Genomic DNA, 16,855 nt, shown 5'->3' on the forward strand with positions numbered 1-16,855 from the left:
ATTTATTAAGTCCGCTTAAACTTATTTATCTATTTTTAGGTCGACAAGAATAAAAACATAAAATAAGTATAAGCTCAGTGGCTCGGCTGACAAAATAAAGTTTGTCTACCTCCCACACTAATCTTATACAAAAACGTTAGCAAAAATTAGAAAAATGAAAAAAAATATACTCATCATTGTATCTCTTACTTTTACACTTATAAGTTGTAATTTTTTAGGATTAGAAGATTCTCTTGATTCAAGAGAATTTGTGTTTATAAACAATACTAATAACGAATATAATCAAACTAGTATTTCTATTGGTGAAGTAATAGATGATAAAACGATTAAAATACATAAGACTGAATACATAGATATTCCTGCTGCTGATGAAATTAGTACTGGAAAATCTGAAAAATGGGACGAAACTATTAGCAAGTTTGTAGAAAAAAAAGGAGACTACGGTTGTGTTATTATTGAATTATCCGACAATCGAAAAATTTACATTGAGATTGATTATAATTATGATCCACCCTTTAGTGGTATTGGAATTGCTAATCTATTTGAAATAACTATCAATGATGAGGAATTCACAACATATTACAACACAGATAAAATAAACAATATCCCTATTGAACAATTTTCGATTAAATAAAAAAATTTGCTAACACCGTATAAAATTAATGTGGGTTTTTATGGTTTGCCTAAAGTTTTGGTTTATTTATAAAGTCCGTTTAAACTTATTTATCTATTTTTAGGTTGACAAAGATAAAAACAAAAAATAAGTATAAGCTCAGTAGCTCGGCTGACAAAATAAAGTTTGTCTACCTCCCACACTAATCTTATACAAAAACGTTACCTAAAAGTGCGAATGACAGTAGCGGAATCGTTGATTCTGGTCGGCATATCTTACTCTCGAGATCTTAGTTCCTTTCGGAATCGAAGGTTTTAGTCTTAAGATTCATCTAATTACATTTTTACGAAGATTAGTTTTTACCCAACTTTTATCCAGAGCGGCAATTTTATACGGAATCGAATTTTTCTAATCCGTATGTTGAATTATTAGTATGAAAAGAATATCTGTACGGCGAACTCTGAGCAATTTTTCGGAATCGAGAGTTGTAGTCTTAAGATTCATCTAAATGCATTTTTACGATAATCAATCTTTTCCCAGAGTAAGAGATTTGCTTGAGCTTGGTTATGAAGATTTTTTAGCTTCTTGCGGCACCAATAGGTAACACCGTATAAAACCAATGTGGGAAATCTCAAAAAGTTGAAAATTTATTTTTATTTACAACGTCCACTTAAACTTATTCCCTATTTTTAAACTCAATTAAAAAATAAAAAAAAGTTTAAGCTCAGTGCTAGTTTGAAAATCCACGGATTTTAAAACCCCACACTGAGCTTATACAAAAACGTTGGCAAACATTTGAAGCAGTAGCCGTGCTTTTAACATTAAACACATAAATAATGGACGAATCAAAAACTTATGAAATTAACATTGCCGGATCATTAATTGAATTATTAGCTACGACTAACGAGAACAACTTTATATTAAGAGGAATTCTTAAAAATCAAATAGAAATAAAAGAACTTATTAAATCTACAAATAAAGAAGATGTCTCTGAGGTAGTCGAAACAAAGCTAAATGAAGCTAACGAAAAAATTGAAACTTACTTTAAAAAACAGAGAGAGACCTCTCGGGAGTTTGTATTGAAAGAAAAGATTTAAGTTCTGGTTCTTTTATAAATAATGTTGCGTACACTCGTGTTCCTTTTTGGTCGAGTATATAGGCTTTGTAGTTTTCTTTTTTTGACATGATATTTTAAATTAATAATGAATAAATCGAGTAAAATAGTTAGAACAATAACAACTAATGGTTCTGAAAACAAACCAAATGAAATGTACTATGAAATTGATTTTATGACATTTAAAGAATACATTTTAAAATTAGAAAAACACAACGCTTACATATACGAAGGAAAACCTAAATTTGAATTATATCCTTATAAATGGTATGATTTTAAAAAACTATACCAAATACCTGCTTATTGGTTTCTTTTACGAATTTTCCGAAATTCTCCTGAAAGAATTAACAAACAAACACATAACAAAGCATCAATAATTACACTTATGACTGAAATATTACTTCTAATAAAGCCAGTAGTTGAATTATTTAAATGGTTTGTCAAAATGAATGAATGAATAAAATCTGAATAAAAAACGGTTGCCAACACCGTATAAAAAAAATTGCTTATTTCTGTAATCATAATTATTATATTTTAATTTATTAAGTTTGTTTTTAACATGAAAGTTATAGCGTTTTAATACGCAACTTTTCTTATACAAGTACGTTGTAAACAATAAGAAAATTGAAAAACCGATTTTATATTCTTTTAGTAATAACATTTATTAGCTGTCAAAATAAATACGAAAAAAAAACTTTAAGTAATTCTCCATTAATTACTTTTACTCGAAATGGAGATAACATAAGTTTTTATCATGAGAAATTTGATATTCTCGAAGACTCTTTGCATTATTTCAACAATCAAGGAATTGAATTATTTCATAATGGTAAGTTTAAAAAAGCAAGAGAAATATATTTAAAGGGTTTGAGTATTGACTCAAACAGCGTTCTTCTCTTAAATAATATTGGAAACGTTGAAAGAGACTCTAAAAACTTTATTAAAGCAATAGAATACTACAGAAAATCATTCACTCAATCTGATTCTTTATACTTTGTTTCTGGAATCAACCTAGGTAGAACATTGAGTACGATAGGAGAAGAAACTAATGCCGAAAAAGAGTATCTAAACGTTATCAATAATTCGGAAATAGATTTTATTAAAGGTTTGTCATATTATGGACTAACAAAAAATTATCTTCGGTACGGAAATATTAAAAAGGGAAACATCTCTATTGTAAAAGCCAATAACTATCTAAAAAAGTATGGATCCTTTGACTCCGATTTAAAAAGATTACAAGAGGAACTTAATGAATATTATGACTAACCAAATTAAAGTTTACAACACCGGCTATAATAAATTGCTACACTCCTATAAGTGTTTAAAATTATTTTTCTAAATTACGGTCTTATAAAAGCTATGAAAATCTAGGTACGCAGTTTTAAAACACTCATAATGTTTTGGCTCAAGTACTGGTCGGTTAGGTTCGCCAAAACAGGTCGTTTTAAAACCGCCAAACGCAACTTATCATAGCCAAAAACGTTACCTAAAAGTGCGAATGACAGTAGCGGAATCGTTGATTCTGGTCGGCATATCTTACTCTCGAGATCTTAGCTCCTTTCGGAATCGAAGGTTTTAGTCTTAAGATTCATCTAATTACATTTTTACGAAGATTAGTTTTTACCCAACTTTTATCCAGAGCGGCAATTTTATACGGAATCGAATTTTTCTAATCTGTATGTTGAATTATTAGTCTGAAAAGAATATCTGTACGGCGAAATCTGAGCTGTTTATCGGAATCGAGAGTTGTAGTCTTAAGATTCATCTAATTACATTTTTACGATAATTAATCTTTTCCCAGAGTAAGAGATTTGCTTGAGCTTGGTTATGAAGATTTTTTAGCTTCTTGCGGCACCAATAGGTAACACCGTATAAAACCAATGTGGGAAATCTCAAAAAGTTGAAAATTTATTTTTATTTACAACGTCCGCTTAAACTTATTCCCTATTTTTAAACTCAATTAAAAAATAAAAAAAAGTTTAAGCTCAGTGGCTCGGCTGACAAAATAAAGTTTGTCTACCTCCCACACTAACCTTATACAAAACCGTTGGCATTAATACTGAAAAAATGAAAATTAAAACGTCCGCAAAAACAATTAACGGTAAGCTTAGAGATAACATTTTGAAAGGTTGGAGTGAGAAAGAGTCTAACTCATATGATTCAAACCTCACAAATAAAAATTATTATAAGAAAGTGAGTTTACCTATACAAATTATGATTAAAGGACATAAAATAAATATTAGGTTCCCTTCAAAATTAGTTATTAATGAAAAAAATAATCAAATTATAATTAATCTTTACACCGATTTGAACAAGGCCTTTTTTATTGCTCTGCTAATAGGAGTAATTCCGTCATATTTATTTATGTATCTATATCAAGAAATTTTTTATTTCATTATATCTGGAATACTAATTTCAATATTTATTTTTGGAATAATGTATGCGAGAATTATGAAAATAAGTAAGAATTATATCAATAAGTTCTCGTTTTGAACTGATTGAAAATATATAGGTAGAATAACTGAAAATAATCGTACGAATAAAAGGTAAATTATAAAAAAGCACTAAATGCCAACACCGTATAAAATTAATGTGGGTTTTTAGTTTTTGTCCAAAGTTTTGGTTTATTTATAAAGTCCGCTTAAACTAATTTATCTATTTTTAGGTCGATAAAGATAAAAACACAAAATAAGTATAAGCTCAGTGGCTCGACTGACAAAATAAAGTTTGTCTACCTCCCACACTAATCTTATACAAAAACGTTACATGCAATTTTCCGAAAAAAATGAAAAACAAAAAAACTAAGATTGGAATTTGTAGAATTTGCAAAGAAGAAAAAGAATTAAATTTTGAGCATATTCCTCCAAGGTCAGCCTTTAACAAAAGTAGATACCAAATAGTTGATTCGACTGAATATTATACAAAAGTAGAAAAGTATTTGAGTAAAGAGGAGAAGATAAAAACCAAAGTTGAACAAGGTGGAATAGGAGATTACTGCTTATGCTTTGATTGCAATAGTTTCCTCGGATCAAAATACGTAAGAGAATACAAGAAATTTGCAAATATTTGTATGAGTATCATTACCCATGAGGATAAAAATGCAAAAGCTTATCAATTCGATATATCTGATATAAATCATTTAAAATTTTTAAAACAAATAATAGCAATATTTATTTGTAATAATCAAAGTGTATTTACTGATCAGTATCCTGAATTGATTGACTTTGTAAAAGACCCCGAATTGGAAAAATTAAGTGATAGGTATAAAATTTATATGTATCTAAATAATGAGGGTCAGGTTAAAAAAGGTACAATTTTCTTCACTAATCTTTATGGAGCAATATGCGATTTTACTTTTCCACCGTTCGGATTTGTATTAAGCATAGATAATGACAAACCACTGGATAAAGTGACTGATATAACAGGTTTTAAATTTTATAATAAATATAAGTCTTTAAAACATGCTCCAATAATATTAAACAAATATCCGACATATTATCCATTCCCTTTAGATTTCAGAAGTTTTGATGGCAAATCAAACAGCATGTAACACCGTATAAAATTAATGTGGGTTTTTATGGTTTAGTCCAAAGTTTTGGTTTATTTATAAAGTCCGCTTAAACTTATTTATCTATTTTTAGGTCGACAAAGAAAAAAACACAAAATAAGTATAAGCTTAGTGGCTCGGCTGACAAAATAAAGTTTGTCTACCTCCCACACTAATCTTATACAAAAACGTTGGCATTAATTTAAGAATGAAATTGTTTAAAAGAGAAAACACTATTAAAAATTTGACTTTTGTCGGTAATCGAATTTCTGACAAAACCGAATCAATTCTTTCCAAAGGCATTTCTAAACTAACGTTACAAGAAATTTCTCATTTGTTAAGGGAATCTATTGCAACTCAAACTTGCATCAATATTTCGACTGAGATGCTGAATAATCTAAAAATTGACTCTGATTTTTATTTCAATAATAAATCATCAGAAGAATATCGTGAACTTTTGAGGGAACTTGTTCTTGTTAATGAACGAAATTGGGATTTAAATGTCAGAGCATACGAAAAAATTTTAGAGAAAATATCGAGCAATTCATTCGCTTTAAAACTCCCTGAATATATCATCAATAAGTTTAAATATTATAAACCCAAAAAACTGGAATGGAATGAAAGTTCTGTCAATAACTTTAACGCTTATATGAATGACAATAGAACTGGAGTAACTGTAGCTTATAATATGGTCCATTCTTTAAAAATAGCTGTGCTTAACGGAACTAAAATATTTTACAAAATCAACGATAAAGAACAAATTATTACTTCTTTGACAGGTTTTGAAAATACTATATTAAAAAGTATAGAATGCAATGAAGAGTTGAAATCTATGCTGGAAAAAGAAAAAACTAATGCCAACACAGTATAAAATTAATGTGGGTTTTTATGGTTTAGCCCAAAGTTTTGGTTTATTTATAAAGTCCGCTTAAACTTATTTATCTATTTTTAGGTCGACAAAATAAAAACATAAAATAAGTATAAGCTTGTGTCTCGGCTGACAATTTCCGAATTGTCTACCTCCCACACTAATCTTATACAAAAACGTTGTAGCTAATTACTCAAAAAAATGAAAAAGATCACATATATAATTCTGTTAATATCAACTATGACACAGATTATTACTGCAAACACATCTATTAGAAATTCAGTTAATCAGGAGATTACATCTATAAAATTTAAGACTTCTGAAAAAGATTTTATTTTTTCGATTGAAAATATTTGGAATTCAAAAAACACTCGTATTCAGAGTGAAATAATTGACTTCGAAGGAATAAAAAAAAATTATTTAATCATTAAAGTAATTATTCCTGAAATAATTTCTGAAAAATCAATGGACAAAAACAAATATTTGACTGGTAAAACCGTAAATGAGAACATATCTAATATTAAATCATTTAAAGGACTAAAAGTCGAATATAAAACTAAAAATGAGTCCAATTTAGACCCCTCAAGTCTTCTAATATTTGAAATCATAGACAAAAACCCAATTGCTTATGGCTGTGATGAAAATCTTACTGAAATTGGGCTTAAATTATGTTTTGACACATATATCTCAGAACACATAAGAAAAAAATTCAATCCAAGAAAAATTCAAAACATTGGACTTGAGAAAAAAAAATATAGAATTAGTACTGATTTTACAATTAACAATAAAGGAAAAATATCAAACATTATAGTAAACTCGGAGAATAAAAAAATTCAGAAGGAATTAACTAAAATTTTCAATAAACTAAAATTTAAATCTCCTGGTTACAATAATGGGAAAAGTGTTAATGTGAAATATTCTATACCAATTTCATTTATAATTGAATGAAACTAGCTACAACACCGTATAAAATTAATGTGGGTTTTTATGGTTCAGCCCAAAGTTTTGGTTTATTTATAAAGTCCGCTTAAACTTATTTATCTATTTTTAGCTCGACAAGATAAAAACATAAAATAAGTATAAGCTCAGTGGCTCGGCTGACAATTTTTCGATTGTCTACCTCCCACACTAATCTTATACAAAAACGTTAGGCACTATTTAAAAATTGAAATGAAAACTGAAATTGAAAAACTGAAATTCTTTGTAAATCATTCAATTGAAATTCTAAAATTAAAGGACTTACTCTGGACTTTTGACACAAATATTCCTCTAAATATGAGAAATACTGAAATTGCAGATAAAAATGGTTGGTATGCTTGGAAAGAATCTGAAAGCCTTGTTAACGACATTGAAATAGACAAATTAGAAAAAGAAATTAATTTAAAATATCCAAATCTCTATCGTGAATTTCTTAAGTATAAACATTTTTATCAATTAGAGAAAATTAAAAATATTGAATTTTTTACTCACAAATCTGAGAGTTGGTATTCTGACTTAATAAATCAATATAAAATACAGGAAACCAAAATGACTATAGAAAACGGATTAATCCCTTTTGGGTTTTGTGACGGAGGAAAAATAGCTTGTTTTGACACAAATCACAATAATAGAATTATTTCTGTATTTTATGATTCAAGCTTGAATTCTGAACCTGAAATTGAAACTGTTTATGATAATTTTAATTCAATGTTGAATTCATATTATGAGAAAAATAACAGTGCCTAACACCGTATAAAATTAATGTGGGTTTTTATGGTTTTCTCAAAGTTTCTGGCCTCTTTATAAACTCACTTACACATATTTGATTATTTTTAGGTCGACTAAGATAAAAACACTAAATATGTATAAGCTTAGTTCTTAGCTGAAAATCTATCGATTTCCAACTCCCACACTAACTTTATACAAAAACGTTAGCAGCAAGCAGTAGACGAAAAATTATTGACAAAAATGCATCAAAAATTATTTTTATTGATTTTAATAAGTTTTATAACAATTGGATGTGATATACCTGGTAAAATTGAAGTTAACAACAAACTGAATGAAAGAGTTATTATCTCTTATTCTAATAAAACCAACAATAAAGAATCTGACTTATATGAATTCAAACCGAATAAAAAAGGATATATAATGCTTGGATTCGGAACAAAATGGGACGAAAAATTTATTGAATATTTTCCAAGCGAAATTATAGATACTATAAAAATGAAAATTGGAACGAAAGAATACTTTTGTGAAAGTAATAAGTGTAAAAAACAGATTTTCAACAAAGCAAATAGGAAAAACAAGCAAACAATGAAAATTACTATCGATTCAAATCTAATTAATGAATCATTTAATGAGAAATAATTTGAACTAAAACATTGAGTCTATAAAGAAAGAAATAACCTGAATAAAAAAATAAGACAAAATGCAGCAGCTAACACAGTATAAAATTAATGTGGGTTTTTATGGTTTACCCAAAGTTTTGATTTATTTATAAAGTCCGCTTAAACTTATTTATCTATTTTTAGGTCGACAAAAATAAAAACATAAAATAAGTATAAGCTCATTGGCTCGGCTGACAATTCACCAATTGTCTACCTCCCACACTAATCTTATACAAATCCGTTGTGTGTAATTAAAAAATCGTATATAAAAATCAATGAAGTTAATCGAAATTAATACAGTTACTGACAAAACTGAATTTAACAGTTATTTGGATTTTGAAACCCATCCCGCAACGGAACTAAAATGTATAAATTGTGATAATAAAATTTCGGTGAATATTAAACATCTAAAAAAACATCAACTATCAGAATTCACCAACCTTTCGGATTTAGACTCGAAAAAAATGACTGAATTTATTAAAAAAAAATTGATTGATAAGCCGAATTCTTTTCTTGATTATTATTGTCCAGATTGTGGAATACCGACAAAAGTTTTATACGAAAGTTGGGGTGGAGGAAAACACGGAGAATATGGTTATAAACTAAAAAATATAATAAGTGGAAAGTAACTACCCACAATATTAATACTTTATAATAAAACAATCAAGAATGTCAAATAGAATGTTATCATTAATAATCGCTTTTATTTATATAATATTAGGTACGTTTTATTCTTACTATGCTATGAACAACATGATTTCAAATGGAATCATTTATTACATATTCTTTCCAGTTTCTTTTTTTCCTCAAATAATCTTGTTTACAGAAGGGGAATCATTTTTATATATTATTATTTGTCAAACAATAACGTTGATATTTATGACATTTCTAATATGGAGTTTAATGTCAGTTATAAGGAAAGATAACTAACGAAATAAAATAACTACACACAACACCGTATAAGTTTAATGTGGGTTTTTATGGTTCAGCCCAAAGTTTTGGCTTCTTTTTAGTGTCGCTTTCACTTATTTGAGTATTTTTAAATCGACAAAGAAAAAACACAAAATAAGTATAAGCTTGTGGCTCGGCTGACAATCTATCGATTATCTACCTCCCACACTAATCTTATACAAAACCGTTGCCAACCATTGCAAAAAGATGATAGCTAGTACTCTACAATACTTCAAGAATATCAAAGGACAAAAGCTAATCTTGTGGTGCTATTTGATATGGTATCTGGTGGTTATCACCATTTATTTCGAACCTTCTTTAAAGCTATGGGCTAGTTCTCTAGGCATATCTTGTATTATTGGATTTGCTCTTATTTTATCCACGGCACAAAAGGGAAATGAGCAAGATGTTTGGATAAAAATCAGGCTTTTTTTATTTCCTTTTTGTGTTTCCAGCTACTCCGCAACAATTAAGGATTATGATTTTATTTTATTATTTCCCGTTGATCAATTAGATTTATTGATTTCTTTTTCAAGCTGCCTAGTTTTTCTATTTTTAGTTTGGTGTATAAAAAGATTCTATTAAATGGCTTTTGTTTGGTTCGTTAATTACGATAATTATCACTCATTAACTCCCAAACGTTCCCTAGCCAAATACGTTGGCTCACATAAGTCTGAAATTCTGGTCGAATTTCACGCAGCTTTATAAATGAAACTTTTTCTTAGAAACCTGAAACAAGTGTTGACTCAAAAAATTTAAAACGAAAAGTAATATTTGTTGAAAAAATGAGCCATTAGATGATTATCAGCCTGATGTAATTATTGAAAATCTTGAAAGCAAAGAAAAATGGTTGATAGAAATAGCTGTAACATCATTTGTACTTGAAGATAAGTTGAAAAAAATCAAACGGGACAACTTAAATTGTCTAGAAATTGATTTAAAAAATGTCAATAGAAAAATTGAACCTAAGGAGTTAACAGAATTAATTATCAACGAACTTAATATTAGAAAAGTATTAAACTTTAGGTCTGAGTAACTTTCAGAAACAAATACTGAAGAACACACTGAAAGAAATAATTCTCTTTTATATCTAGTTTTAGGTTTTCTAGCATATTTTGGATTGAAAAATATATTTAGAAGAAAGAAACGGTAGGCAACAGCGTATAAGTTTAATGTGGGTTTTTAGTTTTAGCCCAAAGTTTTGTGTCTGTTTATAATGTCGCTTATTCTTATTTGAGTATTTTTAGGTCGACAAAGATAAAAACACAAAATAAGTATAAGCTTGTGGCTCGGCTGACAATTCAAACATTGTCTACCTCCCACACTAACCTTATACAAAACCGTTACCTATAAGCGCGGACGACTCAAACGGAATCATTGATTTTGGTCGGCATATCTCACTCTCGACATCTTAGCTACTTTCGGAATCGAAGGTTGTAGTTTTAAGATTCATCTAATTACTTTTTTACGATAATTAGTTTTCACGCAACTTTTATCCAGAGTCTAAATTTCTTACGGAATCGAATTGTTCTTAGCTGTATTCTGAATTATAGCGTAGGAAAGAAGTTCTTTACGGCGAACTGTTAGCTCCTTTCGGAATCGAGAGTTGTAGTCTTAGGATTCATCTAATTACTTTTTTACGATATGTAGTCATTCCCAATCACTAAGAGATTTGCTTGAGCTCGTTAATGAAGATTTTTTTAGCTTCTTGTGGCACCAATAGGTAACAACGTATAAATACAATGTGGGAAATCTCAAAAACTTAAAAATTTATTTTTATTTAGAACGTCCGCTTAAACTTATTTCCTATTTTTAAACTCAAATTAAAAAATGAAAAAGTTTAAGCTCAGTGATCGGCTGAAAATCCAAGGATTTTAATCCTCCCACACTGTCCTTATACAAAACCGTTGTGCAGCATATTCCCCGCATGAAAAATCCGAGAAATTAATTTGAAAATGATGAAAATAATGAAATTCAAATCCCCATATATTAATATAAATGAGATTGGAATTGATATTATTAAGAACAACCAAGTTATCAGACATTTTTATTACTCAGACATTGATCAAATTACAATGCAGAAAGGATTTATGATTTCGAATTGGAAAATTTCCATAATTGTTTCTTCATTACTTACAATACTGAATTCCTATTGGTTAATAATCATTATAAACAACACGAATTTTCGCAATACTCCCGACTTTACTAACAGGGGTGGAATTATTCTGACAATTCTGCCAATTTTTCTATTAGTTGGAAGTTTATATTGGTTATATCAATCTTTGAAAAAATGTACAATCATAAAAATTCATACCGAAAATAAAGAAGAAACTGTCTCTCTAGTGGAATTTGAAAAAACGAAAGAAATCACAAACCTTATTTTATTCTTATCTGAAAAAGTAAAAGTTCTGAATAACACGAATTACTAAAAAACGCAGCACAACACCGTATAAATGCAATGTGGGAAATATTAAAAAACCTAAAATTTATTTTTTTTTAGAACGTCCGCTTAAACTTATTTCCTATTTTTAAACTCAAATTAAAAATAAAAAAGTTTAAGCTCAGTGCTCGGCTGAAAATCCACAGATTTTAAACCTCCCACACTGTCCTTATACAAAACCGTTGTGCCTAATTTAAAACCATCCGATAAAATTGAAAATTGACATTACATCAGAAATTGAAAGGTTCAAAAATCACATGAACCTAGAAGACAATACCCAAATGATTTTCTCTGGAATATTTGGTATTGGAAAGAGTTATTTTTTAAATGAATATTTTGAACAAAACTCTGAAGATTATGAATTATTTTTACTTTCTCCTGTCAATTATTCAATTTCAAATAACGATGATATTATTGATTATATAAAATATGATATTGCTTTTGAGCTTCTTGGGAAAAATGTTGATTATGAAAAAACGGATTTTTCAAATTTACTAACAGCTCAGTTTTATTTAAAAGACAATTTTTTAGACACTATATCTCTTTTAGCAAAGAGTGGTGGAAAGATTGGAAAAGCATTTAGTGACATATCTGAAAACTTTAAAAAACTAGTAAACAATATTAAAGAGCATAACTCTGAATCACAAATTGACGAGAAGAAAGAGCTTATTGATTTTTTAAAAGAACTTACAGCAAGAAATAATTCTATCTATGAAGAAAATAGAATAACGGAATTAATTTCTGGACTAATACAAAAACTTAAAGAAAATAATAAAGAAATAATTCTTGTAATTGATGATTTAGACAGACTTGATCCTGAACATATTTTCAGAATACTAAACGTTTTTGCTTGTCATTTTGACATTGGAAATTCAACAGAAAATAAATTTGGTTTCCATAAAATAATTCTTGTATGTGATATTGAAAATATTAGGAATCTATTCCATTCAAAATATGGGACAAAAGTTGATTTCTCAGGTTATATTGACAAATTTTACAGTAGAGAAATACATTATTTTGACAATAAAAAAATTGTTAGTAAATCCGTAGATAAGATACTTTCATCAATAAAAATACAAGGTGCATACGATCACATAATTAACTTAAAAGAAAAAAGAAGCGCGACGACTGTAAATTTTCAAGAAATTTTAGAAGATTTAATCAATAATGATTTATTAAACCTTAGAACATTATTAAAACTATTTGATAAGGAGTACACATTAAATATTTTTGAGTTCAGAATAGGTGAAAATTATGGAAGAGCATCAAGTTGGCATTTTTCAAAAATATTAGTGTTTGATTTTTTGGTTTCATTTTATGGTTCAATAACGAGTTTAAAGACAGCTCTAGAAAAATTAGCTGAACGAAATCCGACAAAACTAATTGATGAGAGTCAACTTAGGAAGTATGGAAATTTAATTACTTTAATTGACTATAAAAATCATATGGCATCAGAAGGTGATTATGAATATACTAATTCAGATTTAAATATTTCGATTAAATATTCAGTTATTAAATATGGAAATTGGAGAGACCAAACGAGTGCCAATATTAGTGAAGTTAATTACTTAGATAAACCGGAAGTCAAAAGATTTGATTTTCCTTTCTCATTACTTTTAATCATAGCATTTAAAGAATATCTAAGTTTAACGAAAGTAAAAAACTAGGCACAACACCGTATAAAATTAATGTGGGGTTTTATGGTTTAGCCTAAAGTTTTGGTTTCTTTATTATGCCGCTTTTACTTATTTGAGTATTTTTAGTTCGACAAAGAAAAAACACAAAATAAGTATAAGCTTGTGGCTCGGCTGACAATTTAATCATTGTCAAACTCCCACACTAATCTTATACAAAACCGTTGGGGCGTACGGGTGAATTCACTCTGAATTCACTGCTCGCATTTTATGTCTGAAAATATAAGCGAGATTTCAAGTATATCGAAAAACTAGTAGAGCGGAATTTTTCCTCTTCTACCCGACTTGAAAAAATCTACTCAAAACTGAAAGAAAACTTTTGGAAAAAGTGTTGCCGAATTCTCACTCAAAACCGAAAGACAACTCAGAAGAAAAATTATTTGATAAACTTAGACAGAAATAATCTTGAGAAGAAAATTAAAGACGAAAAAATAGTGGTATTCGGAAAATCCAAAAGAATATAAATATCATGAATTAAAGCAGAATGGAAAAATTACTTGCGATCCGCTGCCCCAACACCGCATAAAGTCAATGTGGGAAATTTAAAAAAACTTGAAAATTTATTTTTATTTAAAACGTCCGCTTAAACTTATTTTCTATTTTTAAACTCAAATTAAAAAATGAAAAAGTTTAAGCTTTGTGCTCGGCTGAAAATCCACGGATTTTAATCCTCCCACACTGTCCTTATACAAAACCGTTGTAACCAATTTGAGAAATGACAATCCGAGAGATATTAAATTCAACTGAACATAGACCTTGGAAAATGCCGACTGAAAAGTGGAAATTTTATCAGGAGTGGAATAATGCAATATTTCTTCATTGGCAAGTGGAATTATCCGAATTGAAAAAATTTGTTCCGAAAGAACTAGAAATCGACCTTTTTGAAGGAAAACCTTGGATTTCAGTTGTTGCTTTTACAATGGAAAAGATAAGACCGAAAAACCTACCTTCTTTTCCACCAATTTCGGATTTTGATGAAATTAATATCCGAACTTATGTAAAATCAAATAATAAAACTGGTGTCTATTTCTTGAGTATTGAAGGCGGAAAAAGTTTGTCTTGTAAAGTTGCAAAAGGAATGTCTGAACTTCCATATAGGTTTTCAGAAATCAAACGAACTGAGAATCAATACGAATCCAATAACTCGGAATTTAATGACAAATTAAATATTCAGTTTACGATTGGAAAAGGAATTACGGAGAAAACGGAATTGGACAAATGGCTGACTGAAAGATATGCTCTTTTCCAAGACACAGAAAAGTCAATTAACGAATTTGAGATTCACCATTTAGAATGGCCAATAAATAAAATTGATTTGAAAAATTTAGAATTTAATTATCCAAAATTTGACAAACTAATTAAAAACGAACCGAATAAAATTCAATACTCAAAAGGTGTAAAAGTTATTGCTTGGGGAAAGAATAAAAAAGAAAAAACTGGTTACAACACCGTATAAAATTAATGTGGTTTTTTTGTCTTTTCCCAAAGATTTGTCTTTCTTTATAGCGTCGCTTACACTTATTTAAGTATTTTTAAATCGACAAAGAAAAAACACAAAATAAGTATAAGCTTGTGACTCGGCTGACAATATAATCATTGTCTACCTCCCACACTAATCTTATACAAAACCGTTGGCAAACATATAATGAACTCACGATTATCAATTGAAATAAGGGAAATAAAAGGCAAACTCAACATTGGGGAAAATCCTTGGTATGTTGAAATTTTGCTATTTATAATTATGATTCCTTTTCTAATAATTTTTGTTCCAATTTGGGCAATCGGAAACGTAATTGATTACTTGTTTCTAAAACCATTTCAAAAAGAAAAGAACTTTAAAGACCTAAAATGGACTGTTCTCATTGAAAACGAAAATCTAAGAATAGAAAAATCTGAACCTTCAAATATGTTTTTAAGTGAACAGGAAATTGAATGGCTTGATCAAGACCCTATTTACTATTTAAAAAGTATTCCCGAATTGCCTTTTTTGAAAGGAAAGGTCTTTTCTGATTTTATAGCTGAATTTGACAACAGAGTGTTTTTACAACAGATTTTACCAATTGAGAAAAACAACGAGTTTGAACTAAAAAGTGAACTTATTGCAATTAACTTATCAAATGGCGGAATTGAAATAATAAAACAGTTTGATTATTATTATTTGACATCACGAACAAAAAATAATGAATTAGAAATAAATGGAACCGACCCGATCGGAAGTAAATTTAATATAAAATTAAAAAACACGTTTGCCAACAACGTATAAAATTAATGTGGGTTTTTAGTTTTAGCCCAAAGTTTTGTCTCATTTTACAATGTCACTCATACTTATTTGATTATTTTTAAATCGACAAGATAAAAACATAAAATAAGTATAAGCTTGTGGCTCGGCTGACAATTTTTAGATTTTCTACCTCCCACACTAATCTTATACAAAACCGTTGTAGCCAATTTGAGGAATGACAATCCGAAAGATATTAAATACCACAGAACACAGACCTTGGAACATCCCAAATGAAAATTGGAAATTTTATCAAGAATGGAATAATGCAATATTTCTTCATTGGCAAGTGGAATTATCAGAATTGAAAAAGTTTGTCCCAAAGGAACTTGAAATTGACCTTTTTGACGGAAAACCATGGGTTTCGGTTGTTGCTTTCACTATGGAAAAGATAAGACCTAAAAATTTACCTGCTTTTCCACCGATTTCGGATTTTGATGAAATTAATATTCGAACTTATGTAAAATCAAATAAAAAAACTGGAGTATATTTTTTGAGCATTGAAGGCGGAAAAAGATTGTCTTGTAAAGTTGCAAAAGGTATGTCTGAACTTCCGTATAGATTTTCAAAAATAAAACGGACTAAAAACCAATACGAATCCAATAACTCGGAATTTAATGACAAATTATATATTCAGTTTGAGATTGGAAAATCAATTACGAAAAAAACTGAATTGGAAAAATGGCTAACCGAAAGATACGCTCTTTTCCAAGACACAGAAAAGTCGATTAATGAATTTGAAATTCACCATTTGGAATGGCCAATTAATGAAATTGACTTGAAAAATTTAGAATTAAATTATCAAAGATTTGACAAGCTAATTAAAAATGAACCGAACAAAATCCAGTACTCGAAAGGAGTAAAAGTTATTGCTTGGAGAAAGAATAAAAAAGAAAAAACTGGCTACAACACCGTATAAAATTAATGTGGGTTTTTAAGGTTTACCCAAAGTTTTGGGTTATTTATAAAGTCCGCTTAAACTTATTT

General features: G+C 28.7%; 15 protein-coding genes. All 15 read left to right on the forward strand.

What is annotated here, in order from left to right:
* Window positions 1-154 precede the first annotated feature (154 nt).
* The 15 genes from AC2DZ0_RS03600 (at window position 155) to AC2DZ0_RS03670 (ending at window position 16,787) form a co-directional block, all read left to right on the forward strand.
* Window positions 155-634, forward strand: coding sequence for a hypothetical protein (locus AC2DZ0_RS03600; RefSeq protein ID WP_484643721.1), 480 nt, complete (start codon window positions 155-157; stop codon window positions 632-634).
* 815 nt (window positions 635-1,449) lie between these two features.
* Window positions 1,450-1,710, forward strand: a complete 261-nt coding sequence (locus AC2DZ0_RS03605) for a hypothetical protein (protein ID WP_484643723.1) — start codon at window positions 1,450-1,452, stop codon at window positions 1,708-1,710.
* Window positions 1,711-1,815: 105 nt separating this feature from the next.
* Complete coding sequence (locus AC2DZ0_RS03610; protein WP_484643725.1) at window positions 1,816-2,184, forward strand: hypothetical protein; 369 nt, start codon at window positions 1,816-1,818, stop codon at window positions 2,182-2,184.
* Between the two features lie 167 nt (window positions 2,185-2,351).
* Window positions 2,352-2,990 (forward strand): tetratricopeptide repeat protein, encoded by a 639-nt coding sequence (locus AC2DZ0_RS03615; protein WP_484643727.1) that lies wholly within the window; start codon window positions 2,352-2,354, stop codon window positions 2,988-2,990.
* Between the two features lie 1,519 nt (window positions 2,991-4,509).
* Window positions 4,510-5,274, forward strand: coding sequence for a hypothetical protein (locus AC2DZ0_RS03620; RefSeq protein WP_053974526.1), 765 nt, complete (start codon window positions 4,510-4,512; stop codon window positions 5,272-5,274).
* Window positions 5,275-5,479: 205 nt separating this feature from the next.
* Window positions 5,480-6,142: a hypothetical protein gene (locus tag AC2DZ0_RS03625; RefSeq protein ID WP_484643728.1), complete on the forward strand. Its 663-nt coding sequence runs from the start codon at window positions 5,480-5,482 to the stop codon at window positions 6,140-6,142.
* Window positions 6,143-6,340: 198 nt separating this feature from the next.
* Window positions 6,341-7,087: an energy transducer TonB gene (locus AC2DZ0_RS03630; RefSeq protein ID WP_484643730.1), complete on the forward strand. Its 747-nt coding sequence runs from the start codon at window positions 6,341-6,343 to the stop codon at window positions 7,085-7,087.
* A gap of 222 nt (window positions 7,088-7,309) precedes the next feature.
* A complete protein-coding gene (locus AC2DZ0_RS03635; RefSeq protein WP_484643732.1) occupies window positions 7,310-7,864 on the forward strand; it encodes an SMI1/KNR4 family protein in 555 nt (184 codons plus the stop codon).
* Between the two features lie 222 nt (window positions 7,865-8,086).
* Complete coding sequence (locus AC2DZ0_RS03640; RefSeq protein ID WP_484643734.1) at window positions 8,087-8,485, forward strand: hypothetical protein; 399 nt, start codon at window positions 8,087-8,089, stop codon at window positions 8,483-8,485.
* Window positions 8,486-8,780: 295 nt separating this feature from the next.
* Entirely contained in the window at window positions 8,781-9,134 is a 354-nt protein-coding gene (locus AC2DZ0_RS03645) for a hypothetical protein (RefSeq protein ID WP_484643735.1), read from the forward strand.
* 2,289 nt (window positions 9,135-11,423) lie between these two features.
* Window positions 11,424-11,885, forward strand: coding sequence for a hypothetical protein (locus AC2DZ0_RS03650; RefSeq protein WP_484643737.1), 462 nt, complete (start codon window positions 11,424-11,426; stop codon window positions 11,883-11,885).
* A gap of 223 nt (window positions 11,886-12,108) precedes the next feature.
* Window positions 12,109-13,563, forward strand: coding sequence for a P-loop NTPase fold protein (locus AC2DZ0_RS03655; protein WP_484643739.1), 1,455 nt, complete (start codon window positions 12,109-12,111; stop codon window positions 13,561-13,563).
* A 742-nt stretch (window positions 13,564-14,305) separates the two neighbouring features.
* Complete coding sequence (locus AC2DZ0_RS03660; RefSeq protein WP_484643741.1) at window positions 14,306-15,046, forward strand: YqjF family protein; 741 nt, start codon at window positions 14,306-14,308, stop codon at window positions 15,044-15,046.
* 285 nt (window positions 15,047-15,331) lie between these two features.
* Window positions 15,332-15,853 (forward strand): hypothetical protein, encoded by a 522-nt coding sequence (locus tag AC2DZ0_RS03665; RefSeq protein WP_484643743.1) that lies wholly within the window; start codon window positions 15,332-15,334, stop codon window positions 15,851-15,853.
* Between the two features lie 193 nt (window positions 15,854-16,046).
* Entirely contained in the window at window positions 16,047-16,787 is a 741-nt protein-coding gene (locus AC2DZ0_RS03670) for a YqjF family protein (protein ID WP_484643744.1), read from the forward strand.
* Window positions 16,788-16,855 lie beyond the last annotated feature (68 nt).

This window comes from Flavicella sp. IMCC45668, from assembly GCF_057219105.1.

Excerpts from the sequence above, each read along its gene's own strand:
- AC2DZ0_RS03600 (WP_484643721.1), top strand. The coding sequence starts at position 155 with ATGAAAAAAAATATACTCATCATTGTATCTCTTACTTTTACACTTATA.
- AC2DZ0_RS03605 (WP_484643723.1), top strand. The coding sequence starts at position 1,450 with ATGGACGAATCAAAAACTTATGAAATTAACATTGCCGGATCATTAATT.
- AC2DZ0_RS03610 (WP_484643725.1), top strand. The coding sequence starts at position 1,816 with ATGAATAAATCGAGTAAAATAGTTAGAACAATAACAACTAATGGTTCT.
- AC2DZ0_RS03620 (WP_053974526.1), top strand. The coding sequence starts at position 4,510 with ATGAAAAACAAAAAAACTAAGATTGGAATTTGTAGAATTTGCAAAGAA.
- AC2DZ0_RS03625 (WP_484643728.1), top strand. The coding sequence starts at position 5,480 with ATGAAATTGTTTAAAAGAGAAAACACTATTAAAAATTTGACTTTTGTC.
- AC2DZ0_RS03630 (WP_484643730.1), top strand. The coding sequence starts at position 6,341 with ATGAAAAAGATCACATATATAATTCTGTTAATATCAACTATGACACAG.
- AC2DZ0_RS03635 (WP_484643732.1), top strand. The coding sequence starts at position 7,310 with ATGAAAACTGAAATTGAAAAACTGAAATTCTTTGTAAATCATTCAATT.
- AC2DZ0_RS03640 (WP_484643734.1), top strand. The coding sequence starts at position 8,087 with ATGCATCAAAAATTATTTTTATTGATTTTAATAAGTTTTATAACAATT.
- AC2DZ0_RS03645 (WP_484643735.1), top strand. The coding sequence starts at position 8,781 with ATGAAGTTAATCGAAATTAATACAGTTACTGACAAAACTGAATTTAAC.
- AC2DZ0_RS03650 (WP_484643737.1), top strand. The coding sequence starts at position 11,424 with ATGAAATTCAAATCCCCATATATTAATATAAATGAGATTGGAATTGAT.
- AC2DZ0_RS03660 (WP_484643741.1), top strand. The coding sequence starts at position 14,306 with ATGACAATCCGAGAGATATTAAATTCAACTGAACATAGACCTTGGAAA.
- AC2DZ0_RS03665 (WP_484643743.1), top strand. The coding sequence starts at position 15,332 with ATGATTCCTTTTCTAATAATTTTTGTTCCAATTTGGGCAATCGGAAAC.
- AC2DZ0_RS03670 (WP_484643744.1), top strand. The coding sequence starts at position 16,047 with ATGACAATCCGAAAGATATTAAATACCACAGAACACAGACCTTGGAAC.